This window comes from Burkholderia sp. Ax-1719 (genome assembly GCF_011753055.1).
GTDB lineage: Bacteria > Pseudomonadota > Gammaproteobacteria > Burkholderiales > Burkholderiaceae > Paraburkholderia.
In genome coordinates, this window is record NZ_VWWJ01000009.1 from 184469 (window position 1) to 202459 (window position 17991).

General features: G+C 61.4%; 17 protein-coding genes and 1 riboswitch. Of the genes, 5 read left to right on the forward strand and 12 right to left on the reverse strand.

All coding sequences use genetic code 11. From position 1 onward, the window contains the following. Positions 1 to 27: 27 nt before the first annotated feature. Entirely contained in the window at positions 28 to 1155 is a 1128-nt protein-coding gene (locus F3J17_RS18400; RefSeq protein ID WP_167061622.1) for a porin, read from the reverse strand. A 79-nt stretch (positions 1156 to 1234) separates the two neighbouring features. Here F3J17_RS18400 and F3J17_RS18405 point away from each other — a divergent pair, with 79 nt between their 5' ends. Genes F3J17_RS18405 through F3J17_RS18415 form a run of 3 tightly spaced genes read left to right on the forward strand, consistent with a single transcriptional unit; the run spans position 1235 to position 3382 of the window. Continuing rightward, entirely contained in the window at positions 1235 to 1504 is a 270-nt protein-coding gene (locus tag F3J17_RS18405; RefSeq protein ID WP_167061624.1) for a hypothetical protein, read from the forward strand. Beyond that, positions 1480 to 2406, forward strand: coding sequence for a LysR family transcriptional regulator (locus tag F3J17_RS18410; protein WP_167061628.1), 927 nt, complete (start codon positions 1480 to 1482; stop codon positions 2404 to 2406). The genes F3J17_RS18405 and F3J17_RS18410 overlap by 25 nt, the downstream gene beginning before the upstream one ends. Before the next feature lie 13 nt (positions 2407 to 2419). After that, a complete protein-coding gene (locus F3J17_RS18415; protein WP_167061631.1) occupies positions 2420 to 3382 on the forward strand; it encodes a LysR family transcriptional regulator in 963 nt (320 codons plus the stop codon). Between the two features lie 84 nt (positions 3383 to 3466). Here F3J17_RS18415 and F3J17_RS18420 read toward each other — a convergent pair whose 3' ends face one another. The 7 genes from F3J17_RS18420 to antA all read right to left on the reverse strand — a co-directional run bounded on the left by F3J17_RS18420 (position 3467) and on the right by antA (position 10550). Continuing rightward, on the reverse strand, positions 3467 to 4690 hold the full coding sequence (locus F3J17_RS18420; protein ID WP_167061634.1) for an MFS transporter: 1224 nt from the start codon (positions 4688 to 4690) through the stop codon (positions 3467 to 3469). 177 nt (positions 4691 to 4867) lie between these two features. Next, positions 4868 to 5275 (reverse strand): DUF6379 domain-containing protein, encoded by a 408-nt coding sequence (locus tag F3J17_RS18425; protein WP_167061637.1) that lies wholly within the window; start codon positions 5273 to 5275, stop codon positions 4868 to 4870. Between the two features lie 54 nt (positions 5276 to 5329). Continuing rightward, the gene (locus F3J17_RS18430) at positions 5330 to 6334 is read right to left on the reverse strand and encodes a TIM barrel protein (protein WP_167061640.1); all 1005 of its coding nucleotides are present in this window, start codon (positions 6332 to 6334) and stop codon (positions 5330 to 5332) included. A gap of 127 nt (positions 6335 to 6461) precedes the next feature. After that, positions 6462 to 7457: an AraC family transcriptional regulator gene (locus F3J17_RS18435; protein ID WP_205194849.1), complete on the reverse strand. Its 996-nt coding sequence runs from the start codon at positions 7455 to 7457 to the stop codon at positions 6462 to 6464. 112 nt (positions 7458 to 7569) lie between these two features. Beyond that, on the reverse strand, positions 7570 to 8631 hold the full coding sequence (gene antC / locus F3J17_RS18440; protein ID WP_167061643.1) for an anthranilate 1,2-dioxygenase electron transfer component AntC: 1062 nt from the start codon (positions 8629 to 8631) through the stop codon (positions 7570 to 7572). A 17-nt stretch (positions 8632 to 8648) separates the two neighbouring features. Next, positions 8649 to 9146, reverse strand: coding sequence for an anthranilate 1,2-dioxygenase small subunit (gene antB, locus F3J17_RS18445; protein ID WP_167061646.1), 498 nt, complete (start codon positions 9144 to 9146; stop codon positions 8649 to 8651). 3 nt (positions 9147 to 9149) lie between these two features. Next, positions 9150 to 10550, reverse strand: coding sequence for an anthranilate 1,2-dioxygenase large subunit (gene antA / locus F3J17_RS18450; protein WP_167061649.1), 1401 nt, complete (start codon positions 10548 to 10550; stop codon positions 9150 to 9152). Positions 10551 to 10836: 286 nt separating this feature from the next. Here antA and catA point away from each other — a divergent pair, with 286 nt between their 5' ends. Further along, the gene (gene catA, locus F3J17_RS18455; RefSeq protein ID WP_167061652.1) at positions 10837 to 11772 is read left to right on the forward strand and encodes a catechol 1,2-dioxygenase; all 936 of its coding nucleotides are present in this window, start codon (positions 10837 to 10839) and stop codon (positions 11770 to 11772) included. A gap of 72 nt (positions 11773 to 11844) precedes the next feature. Here the strand turns inward: catA and F3J17_RS18460 are convergent, their stop codons facing one another. Next, positions 11845 to 13014 (reverse strand): porin, encoded by a 1170-nt coding sequence (locus F3J17_RS18460; RefSeq protein ID WP_167061655.1) that lies wholly within the window; start codon positions 13012 to 13014, stop codon positions 11845 to 11847. A gap of 391 nt (positions 13015 to 13405) precedes the next feature. Between F3J17_RS18460 and F3J17_RS18465 the strand changes: the two genes are divergently transcribed. Next, positions 13406 to 14011 carry a rhomboid family intramembrane serine protease gene (locus F3J17_RS18465; RefSeq protein ID WP_167061658.1) on the forward strand — a complete coding sequence of 202 codons (606 nt, stop codon included), beginning with the start codon at positions 13406 to 13408 and terminating at the stop codon, positions 14009 to 14011. Between the two features lie 51 nt (positions 14012 to 14062). Here F3J17_RS18465 and F3J17_RS18470 read toward each other — a convergent pair whose 3' ends face one another. The 3 genes from F3J17_RS18470 to F3J17_RS18480 form a co-directional block, all read right to left on the reverse strand. Further along, the gene (locus F3J17_RS18470; protein ID WP_167061660.1) at positions 14063 to 15457 is read right to left on the reverse strand and encodes a cytosine permease; all 1395 of its coding nucleotides are present in this window, start codon (positions 15455 to 15457) and stop codon (positions 14063 to 14065) included. A 267-nt stretch (positions 15458 to 15724) separates the two neighbouring features. Beyond that, a complete protein-coding gene (locus F3J17_RS18475; RefSeq protein ID WP_167061663.1) occupies positions 15725 to 17380 on the reverse strand; it encodes a GMC family oxidoreductase N-terminal domain-containing protein in 1656 nt (551 codons plus the stop codon). A gap of 133 nt (positions 17381 to 17513) precedes the next feature. Then, complete coding sequence (locus F3J17_RS18480; RefSeq protein ID WP_167061666.1) at positions 17514 to 17834, reverse strand: hypothetical protein; 321 nt, start codon at positions 17832 to 17834, stop codon at positions 17514 to 17516. A gap of 43 nt (positions 17835 to 17877) precedes the next feature. Beyond that, a riboswitch (SAM-I-IV-variant riboswitch) is annotated at positions 17878 to 17981 on the reverse strand. Positions 17982 to 17991: the final 10 nt, after the last annotated feature.

Below are 17991 nucleotides of genomic sequence, written 5' to 3' on the forward strand. Positions count from 1 at the left end.
TGTAGTGGGGAGCACTCAGGCGCGAACCTAGAAGCGATGCGTGATACCGACGCGCGCAACTGTCTGCGAAGCCGTGGACGAGCGCGCCATCGTGTAGTCGACCATCGCCGTCGCGCCGTTGCCGCTCGCGCGTTGCCAGGTGAGCGTCGCGTAGACGTCGGTACGCCGCGAGAAGCCGTAGAAAAGCCCCGCCGAAATCTGGTGCGCGTGGTAACTGTCCGCCGCCGCGTTGGCCCAGTCGTAGTGATAGTTCAGCGACATCACGGTATTGCGCGTCACAGGAAACTGGCCACCCGCGCTCACCACCTGCACGCCCGTCCCGAGCCCCGTGTTGCGCGTGTTCGTGTAAAGCGCGTCGAGCCACGCGCTGCCCACGGCAAGCCGCCCGCCGAAGCCCCAGTTGCGCAGCGCACCGCCGTCTTCGACCATGTCGGTCGAGCGCGAGAGCGTATAGGCCGCGTCCAGTTGCAACGGACCGAGGCTGTAGTCGGCGCCATAGCTCTGCGTCGACCCGCGCCCCACATGTCCGGCCACGTTGCCGAACGCATACATCGCGCCGACCGTGAGACCGTTGATGGTCGGCGAGCGATAGCTCACCGCGTTGTTGAACACGTACCAGCCCGCCGTACCGTTGAAATCAGTCGATCCGGAAGTCAGGCCGAGCGACGTGAACGGCCCCGCCGAGGTGTTGTACGGCGGCATCGAATACAGTTCCGGGCCCCAGCGCTGGACCGTGAGCGAGAGGAACATGAAGTCGTTGAGCTGGCCCATCGTGAGCGTGCCCCAACGGTCGTTGCTCAGGCCCATCGACGGGCCAAAGCCGTAATCGGCTCCCGTCGACGTGTTGAACGTCTTGCTCACGTCGAAGAACGCCTTGGTGCCGCCGCCCAGATCTTCGCTGCCACGCAGGCCGAAGGCGCTTTTCCACATGATGTTCGGCTGCATTTCGATCAGCTTGCTGCCGCCGCTGTTCGAGATGTAGGTCAGGCCGGTGTCCATCGTGCCGTACAGCGTGACCTGTTGCGCGCTCGCGGCAGTGCTGGCAAGGCACAGCCCGAGCGGGACACCCATGCAACTCACCGCGCGGCTCACCACGCGCCAGCGGCGCTGTTTGCCGGCCGCGTCGCATCCGCGCCCCTCGCTTTGGCGATTCATCGTTGTCGTCTCCTGACCAGTCTTTCGGCTTCGTTTTGGTGTTGCGTCTTTTTTGTTCGCGCTGTCTGCGGCGCGTGAATTGGATTATTTCCAGGCGCAGTCATGCCGAAAAATGAAAAATATCGCCTGCGATGTATTGATTTTCGTGATGGGAGGCAAGATGGTTGCGAGGCGCTGGATCACGGGCTTTGCGCGTGTCTTTACGCACTGGCCGCCTGGGGAAATCACCAAGAGCGCTGACGAAGTATTGTTTCGGACAATCCCTCACGCCCGCCTGCGCTGTGCCGCGACGCAGGCGCTTTTACGTCCTCAGGAACGCCGCGCATGCGCCTCAAAGGTCTGGATCTGAATCTGCTCGTCGTACTGGACGCCCTGCTCACCGAGCGCAGCGTCTCGCGCGCGGCGCTGCGCATCGGTCTCAAGCAGTCGGCGGTCAGCTCGGCGCTCGGGCGCTTGCGCGAGCATTTCGACGATGTGCTGCTCGAATGGCGCAATCGCCAGATGACGCCAACGACACTCGGCTATGAGTTGCAGCCCGTTCTGCGCGCCCTGCTTCAACGCGCCGATGTCATCGCCAACGCCAATCACGCGTTCGTGCCGCAGGAAGCGCAGCAGGAGTTCGTCGTGCTGTGCTCGGACTACGTGGCGCAGGCGTTCATGCCGCGCGTGATCGCGCGGCTCATGCACGAAGCGCCGCGTGTGTCGCTTTCGATGCGCCCGCTCATCAGCCTGTTGCCGCGCTCGCGCAATCTCATGGGCGACGAACTGGAGCGGCGCGGCGCGCATCTCGCGATTGCGCCCAAGGAATTCACCTCGGCCGATCAACCGTCGGTCGACCTGTTTCACGAGACCTTCACCTGCATCGTCGCGAACGACAATCCCCACGTGGGCGAACGTCTGAGCACCCGGCTCTATTCGTCGCTGCCGCACGTGATTGCCACCTTCATGGACTCGGCGGCCAATACCGTCGAGGGGCGACGTCTCGATCGCGCGGGCGTGGCACGCAAAGTCGAAGTGATCGTGCCGAACTTCCTGCTCGTGCCGGAATTCGTGGTGGGCACCGAACGGATCGGCACCGTGCCCGCGCGACTCGCCCAGGCGGCGGCGCGATCCATGCCGCTGCGCGTCGTGCCTGCGCCGTTCGCCGCCATCGATGTCTGGGAAACGCTGCAAGTGAGCGCGGCGCACGCGGGCGATCCGGCGGTCGAATGGCTCGCGCACGTGATCGTCGATTGCGCGCGCAACTTTTGATGGACACACCGTAATGCGCTATCGCTCGATTGATCTGAACCTGCTCGTGGTGCTCGACGCGCTGCTCGACGACCCCAGCGTCACGCGCGTGGCCGACAGGCTCAATGTGGGGCAGCCGGCCATCAGCGCGATGCTGGCGCGTCTGCGTGAGCACTTTGGCGATCCGCTCCTGATTCAGGAGGGGCGCAAGCTGGTCTTGAGCCCGGTCGCGCTGGAATTGAAGCCCGCCGTGCAGGCGTGGCTCGAACGCGCGCGCGTGCTGACGTCGGCCAAGCCAGGCTTCGATCCGTCGCGCGCCGAACGGCGTTTCGCGATTGCCTGTTCGGAGATCGTGGCCGGCTTCCTGCTGCCGCTCGTGAGCGCGCGGCTTACCCGGGAAGCGCCCGGCATCAGCATCACCGTGCGCACCTTCAGCGCGTTTCGCGCGGCGCGCACGCCTGCTGTCGAAGCGCTTGAGCGGCAAGGACTCGACTTCGTGGTGCTGCCGGGCAGTTTTATATCGGCGGATCATCCGCGCCGGCCGTTGTTGAGCGCGCCGTATCGGTGTCTGGTGTGGCGCGGCAATCGCACCGTGTTCGGTGCACGCACCCGACACGGCGCGCTCGACGAAGCCGCGTTCTACGCGTCGCCGCATATCGTGCCGACGCTGCTGGACGGCAGCGTGGCGACTATCGAATCCGACGATGCGCTCGTGCATCGCGCCCAGCGCGAACGCGTGGTGCGCACCGAGCATCTGCTGGCTATTCCCGCCGCCATTGTGAGCACAGAGCTGGTCGCCACCTTGCCGTCGTTCGTGGCCGAACGCTTCGCGGCCCGCGAGAGCGAATTGCGTGTCGTCGATTGTCCGATCGCGCTGCCGCCGCTCACCGAGGTCGTGCAATGGCAGCCGACGCGCGAGAACGATCCCGCCTATGCGTGGTTTCGCGACCTGCTGATCGACTGCGCGAGCGAGATCACGCCGGACATTGCGCCCTGAACTGCCGATACAAAACGAAACGCCGTGCCGTAGCAAGCGGCATGGCGTTGATGGATCGGCTTATCAAGCGCGCCGATGCGGTATTCACTGCCCCGTCGTCGTATTCGGCAAAACACCCCATCCTTCGCGACGTGCACGCGGCACCGCTGCCACCACCAGCAATACGCACACCACGAGGCTCATCGCACCCAGCCAGTCCAGCGACACGCCGATGCTGCCCGCAGCCTTCATCGCGCCAATCGCCACCGGCGCGCTAATGAACTGGCCGAGGAAAAACGCGCACATCCAGATGCCCGTGCCACGCCCGCGCAATTCGAACGGCAGCCGTTGCAACGCCATCGTCAGCAGCACCGGCAGCACGAAACCCCCGCCTAGCTGATGCACCGAAGCGGCCACCACGTCCATCGTCGCGTCACCTGTGCGGCCGAGCGCAATCAGGCCCGCGCCCATCAACAGGAACGGCAGACAGACGATCGCATCGAGACGGATACGTAATGCCGCGCGGCGAAACAGGAATGCGCCGATCGGGATCAGGATGCTGGCGATCGAGATCAGAACGCCGATGGTGGCGGGCGACGTCACGCCATGCCCGGCGAGCACCGCGCCCATCTGCACCGGAATCAGATAGAACAGCAGCGAACCGACGACCGTGAGCACCCCATTGCCAAGCAGATTGCCCCACGGAAAGCGCTGCGCATGGGCCGCTTCGCGTTCGCGCGGCGCGGGTTCCCAGGTGAGCAGCAGCGTGAACGCGAACAGCACGAGGCTCAGCGCGTACATCGCAAACGGAATGCGCCAGTTGTCGCGACCGAGCACTCCGCCAAGCATGATGAAGGCGATGCCCGACACCGATGCGATCCCCGATTGCGCCGACAGCCATTTGACGCGCTCCGGGCCTGTGAAGTAATCGCCCAGCAGCGTGGTGCTGCAGACCATGATGACGGCTTCCGCGAAGCCCACGCCCACGCGGCTCAGGAGAATCTGCGGCAGCGTCTGGAGATACAGCGGCGCGGTGCCGAACAGCACGTAGAGCAGCAGCGCAAAGAGATACGCCCGGCGACGCCCGATGCGGTCCGCCGCCACGCCGATCACCGGCGCAAGCAAGGCCACGCAGAGCGACGGCGCGGTCAGCGCCATCGGCACCAGAAAATCGACGCCCGGCGTCGTGGCGAATTCGGCGTGAAGGCTCGGCAGCAAGGGGGCCATCACCACCGCGCCCATCACCGACATCGTCGATGCCACGCTGAGCACGAGCCCCTGGGCCGTCCCGGCCTCGCGTGCCGTCCTGCGCTCGGTACTGATCGTCATACGCGTCTCCTTGAGGCCATCTGGCGGCCTTTGTCTTTTCTGGGTCGATCCGTCGACCGGACGGGCGGGTGTTCTGTGCACCCTTGCCCGCTGCTGTACTTCGCTTAACGACTATTTCACTGGCCGTCTTGATGACACGCGCGCTCGCATGCTACCAGCCCGGCGTGTCACGGCCGCTCACGCCACTGCGGCCGACAATCCAAGTTGTTTCCGATCCTTACCGACGAGCATGAACGGCAGATAGGAAATACGCAGATGCTGTTCGACCTGCACGTCGTGGCCGCCCGCTGGCGTCGCGGCAAGCGCCACGCCGTCCACATCGAGGCGCGCGACTTCGCCGAAGCCCCAACGCGCGTCCTGCACCTCGCCCAGGTCGGAGACCGCGAACGCGCCGTCGGCGACGACGAGCGTCATGCGCTCCTGCGGCACGGGCGCGCCGTCGATGGTCAAAGCAATCTTCTCCACCATCGAAAGACCCAGCGCGCGGTAATACGGTAGACGCAGTTCCACCGAGAATCCGTTGCCTGCACCGTTACCGGAACGCTGACGCAAGCTGTTTTCGCAGATGATGTATTTGTCGAACATGATGATTCGGTTCCTTGCCAGTAGATCAAAGCGATTTCAGGTGATTCAAGGCGATCAGGCCGCGAGCGCGGCGTGCTGGTCGAGCAGGCCTTCAAACATGCGATGCTGCCGTCGCACCTGCTCGACGCTGTCCACCTCGAAAGCATCCTGTACGTGGCGGTTGCCTTCGTATTCGCTTGACAGATAGCCGTTGTAGCCGCCCTCGATCAGCACCGGCAGGATTTCGTCGTAGGGAATGCTCGGCTCGATCCCTTCGGCGGTCATCTCGTAGAACTTCGCATGAATATGATGGATGCGCGGCATGAATTCGAGCAGGCGTTTCGGGTTCGACCAGATCGTGTGGCGAACCGTCTCCGCCATCGCAAGCTCAATTCCTGTACCGCCCATCTGGCGGACGTCCTGCAAGAGGTATTCGGAGAGAATGCGGTCGTCGTAGGCTGCGCAGATGAAATCGGCAATCGTTGCGCGCGCACCCATGCGCACGAACCGGTCGCGCATCACGCGCGGATAGCGCTTCACGAAGATGCCCATATCGGGCATGAAGCCGATGTGTTGCGTGCCCAGCCGCTCCATCGATTCCGCGTGGCGCATGATCCACGGATGGTCGAAGTGCAGCGGCGAATGGACTTCGAGCAGCATTTTCACGTCGTAACGCTCGGCAGCGCTCACGCAGCGCGCGAGGATATGCGGCGAAACGCTCACGAGCACGCGTACGAAGCGGCAGCCCAGACGATGCGCATGGCGCAGATCGGCTTCGATCGACGCCACGCATTCATCGTCGCTCATGAGGCGGCCGGGGAAGCGTTTGGTATCAAGAAAGAGATCGTGGCAAACGGGCGTGAGGCCGTATTGCGCCATCCATTCGTGCCATTGCGCGTAAAACGCGTCGGCGGCGTGGGGCGCACGCGGGATCATCTGCTCGCTGACGATCTCAATTCCGTTCGCACCGATTTTTGCGGCTTCCGCGAGGCAGCCTTCGAGATCGAGCTTGCGCAGGAAAAACTCTTCCTGGTAGCTGTAAAGGCTGATGCCGCGCTTGATCTGGGCGGGTGATGACATGTTGTCTCCGTCATTGTGTGAGCTGGTGACGGATTATTTGGTCATCGTCGCGGTATTGAAAAATGATAATTTTCGCGCGTGAACTATTGAATTTCGTGATTGATCCGGGAAAACCCGATAACGCGTTTTAGCGCCCCACCCGCTTCAAGGTTTGCGAGGGCGTCTCGCCGAACAGTTCCTTGTAATCGCTGGCAAACCGGCTCAAATGCGAAAAGCCCCAATTCATGGCGATAGAAGAAACGTTGCGCTCCGACCGGTCGGCCAGCAAATCGCGCCGCACGGCTTCCAGGCGGTGCTTCTTCAGATAGGCCATCGGCGCATGACCGAAGTGTTGTTTGAAGCCATCGAACAGCTTGTAGCGCGACACGCCCGCCGCACGCTCGATGTCTTCCAGCGCGATATCCTCGCGCGCGTTGTCGTGGATGAATTGTTTCGCACGCAACAAATATTGCGGACAGGAAGGCCGCATCGCGTCGGCCAGCTCCTGCGAGAAATTGTGCGGCTGTGACAGCAATAGCCCTTTGAGCAAGGCCTGTTCGAGATCGCCCGCCATGTGCTGATGGCCGAATAGCGGGCCGCCCTGCTCCATCTCCGTCAGCAGGAACCTGACCATGCGCCACCACGCCGCCTGATCGCCGTTGGCGGCGTCCATAGGCGGATCGAAGGTCACGGCGGCATCGAGCGGACGTTGCAGCAGTCCTTCGAGCACCTGACGCAAGGCCTGACGCGGAATCGACACGATGATTTTGCGGCAGTTGCCGGTGATCGCCAGATCCTGCGTCTCGTGCGGCGACAGAATCAGGCCGCGATCCTGATCCGACAACCACAACCGCCCGCGCGCCGCGAGTTCCTGCTGACCAGTGAGCGGCAGGCTCACGCTGTAGCAGTTGAGCGGCGCTTCATCGTCGATGGAGACGGTAACGTCGGTGCCGTATTCGACGTAGCCCAGGGTACTCGCCATCGAGCGCATCACGGTGCCGCTGTGACGAAAGTGCAATTGCTGCGGACTGCGCACCTGCAAGCCATGTGGCCCGCAAATGGTCGCCATCCATTCGCGCGCACCTTCAAGGTCGTTGCGCAGCGCGTCGATGCCACGGCTTTCCTTGGCGGCGGGAGTTGGCATGGCGAGGGGACGGTTTATTTGACGAATGCCCCCATGGTAATCCACACCGCGCGTCGCCAAAATACCCGGCACATCATGAATTACGTTGCGACGCAGCGGTTTCAGTCGGCTTTCAGGCGATTTCCGCTGCGCTGGCGTTGCTGCTTATGCCGCTGTTGCTGTCCCCGAATTTCTCGTAAAAGAGCCGGTGCCCGTCGATACGCTCGTTCGCCAGCCAGGTCTTGATCGCCTCCACCATCGGCGGCGGCCCGCACACATACATGTCGAAGGGACTCGCTTCCAGAAACGCGCGGTCGAAATGCTCGGGAATCAGCCCGGTTTTGCCCAACCATTCATCAGCGGGATTCATCACGACAATCTCGCTGGCGAAGTTCGCGATGCGCGCCTCGTAGTCCTTCAGGCGTTCCAGTTCGCACAGATCGCGGGCGTTCGTGACACCGTAGTAGAGCCGCACCGGCTGGCCGCAGCCGCCCTTGTTCGCTAGATCGTCCAGCATGCCGAGGAACGCAGACAAGCCCGTGCCGCCCGCGACCATCACCAGCGGCCGCTCCACTTCGCGCAGATAGAAGGTGCCGAGCGGCGCTTCGAATTCGATGGTCTGGCCCGGCTGGCAGCGCTCGCGCATATAGTTGCTCATCGCGCCATCCGGCAGCAGGCGAATCAGGAACTGAATCTGATTGCTATCGTTCGGCCGGTTTGCAAACGAATACGATCGCCATACATTCGCGCCGGGTACTTTGAGCCGCGCGTATTGTCCCGGCAGAAAGTCGAGGCGTCCCGGGCAGGCGCTCGCATCCAGATGCAGGATTGCCGTGCTTTCCGAAACCTGCTTCACGGCCGTGACCTGTCCACTGAGCAAAGTCGTGCCGCCCGCGCTGCACAGGCTCGAATCGTAGTCGAAGTAAAACGAAGCATCGGACTGCACACGCGTCTGGCAGGACAGCATCCTGCGCGCCGCGAGATCGTCGGCGGACAGTGCTTCCTCGTCGACATAGTCCTGCGTATAGCTGCCCGATTCGCAACGTCCCTGGCAGGTTCCGCACACGCCCTCGCGGCAATCCAGCGGAATGTTCACGCCGTTGCGCAGCGCCGCGTCCAGCAGCAGCTCGTTGGCGCGCACATCAAAGAACAACGTTTTGCCGTCTGCAAAACTGAAGGCGACCTTGTGGCTCATGATGGTGTCCCTACCGCTCACAGATGGTAAAAATCGAGCACGGCATTGATGGTGTCGTTCAGCAGCAGCACATGCTTGCGGGTGATCTTCCAGCTCTCGCCATCCGGGCGCAGACCATAGGTCACGCGTCCAAAGAAATGCTCGCCGATGCCCTGCCGCGCGTAAAACGTGGCCCAGTTGCCTTTCACTTCCAGCGTGCCGTCTTCGCGCGTTTCGATACGCACATTGGTGATCTGGTGCAGCGTGCGCGGCAATGGCGTCGATGCCGCCGATTTTCCCGTACGCAAACGAAACACGCGATCTTCCAGCCCCGTGCGATTCGCGTAATAGATCAGCGACATGCCGCGCTTCGGGTCAGTCGTATACACATGCTCAGAGTCCCATTGGGGCACATGAAACACGCTATTCGCGTCGAACAGATCGAGGTATTCGTCCCAGCTCTGGGCGTCGCAAAGCTCGGCCTTGCGAAACAAAAACTGCTCGACCGAGTGTTGCAGGGTGGGGGTGACGGACATGATTCAGGCCTCCTTATTTTCGTTCGATTTCAGCGCCAGGCCTTTGAGCAGATACGATTGCCACGCACCGTGCTGGTTGACATAAAGGCCCTCGTGCGTGAGTTCCGTGCCGCACATCGCCGGGTCGATGTCCAGCAGGCGCGAATGGGCGGTCTCGCCCACCACCCATTTGTGATGGCCGCGCGAAATATCGCTCCAGCGTTCGAGGCGCGCCTGGAAGCCACGCTGCTGCTCGCGGAATTCGACGAGATCGTCGGGCGTGCCCATGCCGGAGACGTTGAAAAAATCCTCGAACTGGCGAATCCGGCTCTCGCGATCCTGATCCGACTCACCCTTCACACCGATGCACTGGCTGATCACCTCGGTCTTGTTCCAGGCGACCGGGCGCACGATACGCAGTTGCGAGCTGATCTGATCCATGAAGAACATGCTCGGATAGATGTTCAGGTTGCGCAGGCGGTGCATCATCCACTCGGCCTTCTGCTGGCCGTAGGCTTCCACGAGACGCGGCATCACGCTGGCATAGCCGGGCCGCACGCCGGGATTCGGCATATCGCTGAACAGGACGCTATGGCCATTGCGGAATGCGAACCAGCCGTCGTCGGTTTCAGCATCGCCTGCGCCGAGCTTGCTGTAATCGAGCGTGCCTGCGGCTTGTCCGCCTGCCTGTGCATTCGCTTGAGCATTCGCCTCCTGACGACGCTGCACCGTGCTCACATAGTTGAAGTGCACGGTACTCACGTGATACCCGTCAAGGCCGTTTTCGTTCTGCAGCTTCCAGTTGCCTTCGTAGGTATAGGCCGATTTACCCGGCAGCACTTCGAGTTCACCAGTGGGCGATTGCGCCACCACCATATCGAAGAAAATGCGTGCATCGCCAAGGTAGTCTTCGAGCGTGTCCGTGCCTTCCACGTCGAGGCTGATGAACACGAAGCCCTTATAGCTGGCGATACGGGCTTTTTTCAGGCCCCGCGTGGACTTGTCGAAGTCCTCGCAATACTCGCCGGGCGCCTTGACCTTCACGAGACGGCCATCGCTCTTGTAACACCACGCGTGGAACGGACAGGTAAAGGTGGACTGATTGCCCTTGCTCATACGCGTAAGCGTCGCGCCGCGATGCTGGCACGCGTTGATCATCGCGTTGAGCTGGCCGTTGCCGTCGCGCGAAATGATCATCGGCTGACGGCCGGCGCGCATCGTGATGAAGTCGTTCGGCGTCGGAATCTCGCTTTCGTGGCACGCGTAGATCCAGTTCTTCTCGAAGATGAATTCCATCTCCAGTTCGAAAAGCTCAGGCTCCGTGAACATCTCGCGTGCAATGCGATACACGCCCTCCGCCGGGCGGAAATCCAGGCATCCGCCAACGAATTCCTGCCATTGCGACGTACTTTTCTCCGCGCCCATGATGGGTTCTCCTCGTGCCGTTCAACGGTCTTGCGACCAGGTCCTTGTTGAACTGCATTGGATACCGCGCCAATTTCGCGCGCTATCCACCTGGTGGCCTTTCGCTATCCACTTTTTTTGCCGCACGGCCGGGATGCCTGCCCGATCGCGGATTACGTCAAAAAAAGCGGATAGCGAGCGTCGAGTAGATGGATAGCGCGCGAGCCGCGGTGGGTATTCAATCCTGTTCACGCACTACGGACGTCAATACGGGTCGGCAGGCGACAATCAAACGGAGACAGCAATCATGAGCGTGAAGGTATTCGACACCCAGGAAGTCCAGGACCTGCTGAAAGCGGCCGCCAATCTCGGCGCGGAGGGCGGCAATGCGCGCTTCCAGCAGATCGTTCATCGCCTGCTGGGCGATCTGTTCAGGGCCATCGACGATCTCGACATCACGCCCGACGAAGTGTGGGCGGGCGTCAACTATCTGAACAAGCTGGGTCAGGACGGAGAAGCAGCGCTGCTCGCGGCCGGGATCGGTCTGGAGAAATACCTGGACATTCGCCTGGACGCCGCCGATCAGGCTGCCGGCATGGACGGCGGCACGCCGCGCACCATCGAAGGGCCGCTCTACGTCGCCGGTGCGCCGCTGCGCGAGGGCGTGTCGAAGATCGATATCAACGAAGACGCCGATGCCGGCCCGCTCGTGATTCACGGCAAGGTCACCGATACCGACGGCAAGCCCGTCGCCAACGCCATCGTCGAATGCTGGCACGCCAATTCGAAAGGCTTTTATTCGCACTTCGACCCAACCGGCGCGCAAAGCGGCTTCAATCTGCGCGGCGCGGTCAAATCCGGGGCAAACGGCGATTATGAATTCCGCACGCTCATGCCGGTGGGTTACGGCTGTCCGCCGCAAGGGGCCACCCAGCAGTTGTTGAACGGCCTGGGCCGCCACGGCAACCGCCCGGCGCATGTGCACTTTTTTGTCACGAGCGGGGCGCACCGCAAGCTCACCACGCAGTTCAATATCGAAGGCGATCCGCTCATCTGGGACGACTTCGCCTATGCAACGCGCGAGGAGCTGATTCCATCAGTGGTGGAGAAAACGGGCGGCGCGGCGCTCGGTCTCAAGGACGATGCGTACAAGGACATCGAGTTCAATGTCACGCTGACGCCGCGGATTCAGGGCAAGGACAATCAGATCGTCAGCCGCCCTCGCGCGACGGCGACGGCGTGACGCACGCGTGAAGCACGCATGAAGCAAGCGCAGTCGCCCCTGCCTGGGGAGCGACTGCATTGCATCACACGCCTAGAAGCGATGCATGATGCCGACGCGATAGACCATCTGGTTCACGCCCGACGACGCGCCCGCCGAAGCATCGACAATCTGCGCTTCGTCGAAGTCCGTGCCGGTGTGCGCGCTGACGACGTGCTGCCACGCGCCCTGCATATAGAGCGAAGTCCGCTTGCTCAGGTCATAGTCGAGCATCAGGCTGATCTGATGCCACTTGGGCACATAGCTGCCCGCCGTCGACGACAGATGCGCCATCGTGAAGGTATAGGTCGAGCCGAGCCAGAGCGCCGGCGTGAAGAAGTACTGCGCGTTGACCTCGAAGTTGTCAAACTTCCACGAATTCCAGCTTGCACCATTCGCCAGGCTGGTGTTTTCGAGCCACACGTTGCTGGTCGGATCATAGACGTCGACATGTGACCATGCGGCGGCAACCGCTACCTTCGGGAAGCGATAGCTCGCCGACACGCCGATCGTCTGCTGCGAGCCCGCATCGAACAGATCGCCGGACGTAATGGCGCCGCTCGTCGTGAGACCCGGGTTGTTCATCTTCAGATACGAAGCGGCTGCCGTGAAGTTACCGTTCTGATAATTGAGCGTTGCGCCCCACAGACGGTTGTTCGCAAAGCCGCCAGCCTCATTGCTGAAACCGTACATGGCTTCGCCAGTGAGGCCGCGCCACGTCGGCGTCACGTATTTGACGGCGTTATTGACGCGGAAATCCCAGTCCGCGTTATCGCTGTCGAAGGGATGGGTGGCGATGTCGCCAGCCCAGTTGCCGGCGGCGGTCAGACCGGCAAAACCGTAGTCGTCGACGCTCGTATCGTACTGGCGCCCCAACGTGATCGTACCGTAGCGATCCGACGATATCCCCACATAGGCCTGACGCCCGAACATGCTGGAGTCCTGACCAAGTTTGCCCGTATTGATGTTAAAGCCATTTTCTAGCTTGAAAATCGCCTTATAACCGCTGCCCAGGTCTTCGCTGCCTTTGATGCCCCAACGGCTGCCGGCCGTGTCTCCGCTTGCCATCGCCCACGCCGAATGGCCCCCTGCGTTGCTGGTGAAATTGAGCCCTTCGTCGAGAAGGCCGTAAAGCGTGATACTGCTTTGCGCGTGCGCGGCGCTGGCGAGGAGAAAAAGCGGCGCCATCACCGCTGCCGAGATTGCGGTCTTTCGGATCTTCATCGATACCCTTCGAAACGTGCTGGATGAGTTGGTGTAATAGCCGTTGCGCCGTCGTTGCGGCCTTTCACGGTGCTGCTGGCGCTATGGACGCCAGCAGATAGGGCAGTCTAGGTTTAATCAAAAGTCGCTAGAAATCAGGGACTGAAATTCTCAATTCAAGAAATCGAAAGTGCCCGCTGACCGGCTGCAAAGCGTTGGTGCACGGGGCTTGCGCGACGCACCGTGCGCGTCGGTCTGTGAAACGACTGTTGGGTTTTCGCCAAAGATTCTGGGCTTGACTGTGGCTCAAGCTCCATGCGCAAAGATGCCGGGCACGCTGCGACCCGGTTTATAGTGCATGCCTGAATCGCTGTTTAATCCCTGCCCGAATCCATCCTTCGCCAAGGAACGCATGTCCGCCCTTAACCCGCCCTCTCGCGCCACGCGTGCGTCGCTTTTTGAACAATTGAAGGCGCGCGTCGTCCTGCTCGGTCTGTTCGTTGGGTCGATGTGGGTCGTTTTTCTGGTGTCGGCCGCGTTGCCCTTCCTGCAACTCAACCGGCATGGCGTCGTGCCGCGCACGCTTGGCGGCCTTCAGGGCATCCTGTTCGCTCCGTGGCTGCACGCGAGCTTTATTCACATCATGTCGAATACGCCGGGGCTGCTGGTGCTCGGCTGGCTTTGCATGTGGCCGCGCATCGCCAACTTCTGGCAGGCCACCATCGGCGGGATGCTCGGTGCGGGGCTGTGCGCGTGGTGCCTCGGCGCGCCCTGGTCGGTTCATATCGGCGCGAGCGGGCTGGTCTTTGGCTACGCGGGCTATCTCGTCGCGTATGGCTTCTACAGCCGTAAGTTCATCCCGGTGCTGGTTGCGCTCTTCGTGGCATGCAGCTACGGCATCAGCCTGTTCTACGGCGTGCTGCCGATTACGCCCGGCGTGTCATGGCAAAGTCACCTGGGCGGTGCAATAGGCGGCGTTCTGGCCGCGCGTTTCTTCCGCCAGAACGCTTTGCGTTGAAGCGAAAAAAACCGTCTCCCAGTGAGGGAGACGGTTTGCCCATATCACCGCTTATACGGCCTTGGCGCGGCGTATTTGCGTCGATGCGCCAAAGAATTTGCTAGTCACGTAATAAACCAGTGACGTCAGCACCAGTCCCACGATCCACGAAAGATCCGCACCATTGAGCATTTTCGCAACCGGGCCAGTGTACATATCGGTCGAAACGAACGGCAATTGAACCGCGATGCCGAAAACATAGGCAAAAATCGCCGTGCCGTTGAACCGGCCGTACACGCCGCCATCGGCGCGGAAGAACGAATCGACGTCATATTCGCCGTGGCAGACCAGGTAGTAATCAATCAGATTAACGGCCGTCCAGGGGACCAGCACATAGAGCAACAGCAGAATAAAGTTGGTGTATTCAACCAGGAAATTGCTCTGGCCGAACAACGCAATCAGCAGTGAAATGCTGAAGAGAATCACGGCGGTAATCGCGCGCGCCCTCGCCTTTGCCTGCCAGTTCGGAAACAGCGTCTGGAAGATCGTGATGGTAGAGAGCGTGCCGCAATAGAGATTCATCGCGTTGGTCGCGGCAATGCCCACGGAAAGCACGATCACGACGAGCGGCGCAATGCCGTGCGTGACCTTGGTGAGGCCATTGACGACATCGCCGTCGCTAACCAGCAGGCCCACCATCGCGCCCAGAATCATCGGGAAAATGGATCCCAGCGAGCAGCCCCAGTAGCTCGACCAGAACGCGGTGCGTGCGCCGGTCTCTTCAGGCATATAACGCGAGTAGTCGGAGACATACGGCGCGTAAGCAATCTGCCACAACGCAGCCACTGAAATCGTGCCGAGAAAGCCCGTGAGATTGGCGCTGTTCTTCGAGAAAAAGTCGGCAGGCAGCCCATGCACGAAGATGATCCAGGCAAACGTCAGCACGAGCACGACGCCCGAAAGCCACGTCATGAGGCGCGTATAGGCGTGAATGAGGTTATAGCCAAAGATCGTGGCAACAAGGCTCAAGGCGCCCACCAGCAGCACGCCGTTGTTGACCGTGACCGCCGGCGTCAAGCTGGCGAGCGCCTGGCCGCCAAGCACCAGGTTCGACGCGAAAAAGCCTAAATACATGATCACGACCAGCGCCACCACCAGCAGCGACCCGATCGAGCCGAACTGGCCGCGCGTCTGCACCATCTGCGGCACGCCCAATTGCGGGCCTTGAGCAGAATGCAGCGCCATGAATATGGCGCCAATCAGCGTGCCGATCACGATGCCCAGCACGCCCCACCAGAATGGTTGCTTGAATACAGTGACGGCCAGCGCACCGGTCACGATCGTCAGCATCATGATGTTCGAGCCGAACCAGATGGTGAACAGGTCGCTGGCCTTGCCGTGGCGCTCGGAGCGCGGTATGCGCTGGATGGTACTTTGCTCAAGACGAGCCAGGGTATCTTCGGCCATGGGGTCTCCTTCTGAGTGGCGTCGTTCGATAACACCGACACTGTTCAGCAACAAAAAGGACGACGAAAGAACGAAATAGCTTGCCCTTGCATAGCTTTTTTCTGGCTAATGAATATGGTGCATAGCCGCACCGCGAGGGGGCATCGAATCCAGCGGTTTCACGGGGATTTCACCGCAAAACAAGCGTTGATCGGCGCGTTTGACGCTGGCATTCGCCAGAGCGTCAAACGCACCGATCCCTCATGCACCATGACGGCGCAAACCGGTTTAGTCTACGTTGACGGCCTTTGCGTCACTACGCGCGCGCTCGCCGTTCAGAATCATGTCGGCGGCCCGTTCGCCAATCATGATGCACGGCGCGTTGGTATTGCCGCTGATGAGAATGGGCATGATGGACGCGTCGGCAATGCGCAAACGTTCTATCCCCTGCACTTTCAAGGTGGTGGGACTGACGACGCTCAGCGCATCCACGCCCATTTTGCAGGTGCCGACCGGATGGAACACGGTGGCCGCATATTCGCGGATATAAGCCCAGAGTTGCTCGTCGGTCTGCACGGCTTCACCCGGCAGCATCTCCTTGCCGCGAATCGCGTCGAAAGCGGGATCGGCGAGGATCTTGCGCGCGAGCTTCAGACCTTCCACCAGCACGCGCCCGTCTTCGGGATTCGAGAGGAAATTGAAGTCGATAACGAGTTGCCCCTGGGCGTTCAGCTTGAGCTCGCCGATGCTTTTCGGGCGCAGCACGCAGGTATGAACCGCATATCCATGCCCCCATTCGAAGAGACGGCCGCGATGGCTGCGGTAGCCTGGCACGAAGTGAAACTGCACGTCGGGCAGCTCGGGCGACAGAGGCGTGCGCGCAAAGCCGCCCGCCTCTACATAGTTGGTCGTGAGCCAGCCTTTTTGTCCGAACACGTAGCGCAGCGGCGCGGCAATCACGCTCGGCAGCGACGCGAGCGAAAAGCCCAGCGTCTTTGCGCTTTTCGAGCGCACCGTCACGAGCCCGTCGAGATGGTCCTGCAGATTCTTGCCCACGCCCGGCAGATCATGACGAACCGTCACGCCCGCCTGTTCGAGCGATTCCCTGGGGCCGATGCCTGAAGCCAGCAACAGTTGTGGCGTGCCGAGTGCGCCTGCGCTCAGGATGACCTCCTTTCGCGCGACGATGCACTTCGCTGCGCCATCGACGACCACATTCACGCCCTTCGCGACCTTGTCTTCGAGCACGAGTGTTTGCACTGCACAATCCGTCACGACAGTGAGATTCGCGCGATGGCGAACCGGCGCCACGAATGCGCGATAGCTGGACAGACGCCTCGCGTCCTTCTGCGTCACGTTATAGATGCCGCAGCCTTCGAATTGCCTGCCGTTGAAGTCGCTATTGCGCTTGATGCCAACGCGCCCGGCGGCCTTAACGAACAGCTCCGAAACCGGATTGGGGTCGCGCGGCGCGTCAACGTAAAGTTCGCCGCTCACGCCATGCAGGCCAGGATCCTGGCCCAGCCGGTTATTCTCCGACCTGCGGAAATACGGCAATACGTCCTTCCAGCCCCAGCCGGCACAGCCCGCCGCTGCCCACTTGTCGTAGTCGCTCGCGTGGCCGCGAATATAGATCATGCTGTTCATCGAACTCGATCCGCCGAGCGCCTTGCCGCGCGGCGTATGCAGGCTGCGGCCATTCAGGTGCTGCTGGGGTGCGGACAGAAAGTTCCAGCTGTATTTTTTGCTCTTGTAGAGCGTGATGGTTCCAGCAGGCGTCTGGATACGCACGTTCCGGTCGTGACTACCGGCCTCGATCAGGCAGACGGTCACGTTGGGGTCCTGGCTCAGGCGGTTCGCCAGCACACAGCCCGACGAGCCCGCCCCCACGATCACATAGTCGAAGGCGCTCGCTTTATCGATTGAAGTCTTTTCATCCGGCATGCTCTTTCCTCTGTTGAACCGCGCAGCCGGAGTCGGCCGTCGCTGTATGCCGGATTTTCTTCAGCACAAAAAAATCGCGAAATGATGTTTTTTGTGGTCGCTGGCAAGGAAAAAGCTCGCTCGATGAAGCGGCCTAGCGGCTTCGCACGAATTGATGCTCGACCCGCGTGCGCAGCACGCCGTCGAGCGCGGCAAGCTGTTCGCGCAGTTTCACTGCGCGCCTTTCGGTAATGCCTGCCAGCACGATGGTTTGCTCGACCACACCGCGACAGCGCGAGACCGCCCAACGATCGACGGCAGCGTTTTCGTCTTCGATCAACGCAGCCGCGCGCGATTCGACGCCCGCGCTCGAACTCGATACGAGGTGGACGGTGTGCGTGAGTTTGACGCCACCAAGGGCATGGGACCAGTCTTCGCAGACTGCCGGGGAGGATGTGAGGGTGTCTTGACGCATAGTCGCTCCGGTTTGAGGGTTGATCGAACCGGTGCCAGCCATGCTGCTCCCGCTTCGTTGCCGTGAATCGGCCGCATCGCCACATTGGCTTCCACCTTGCCCGGGCAGGCAGGTTGGCGTCGGACTGTCCGACTCTGGATGCATGTACGTTTTACCG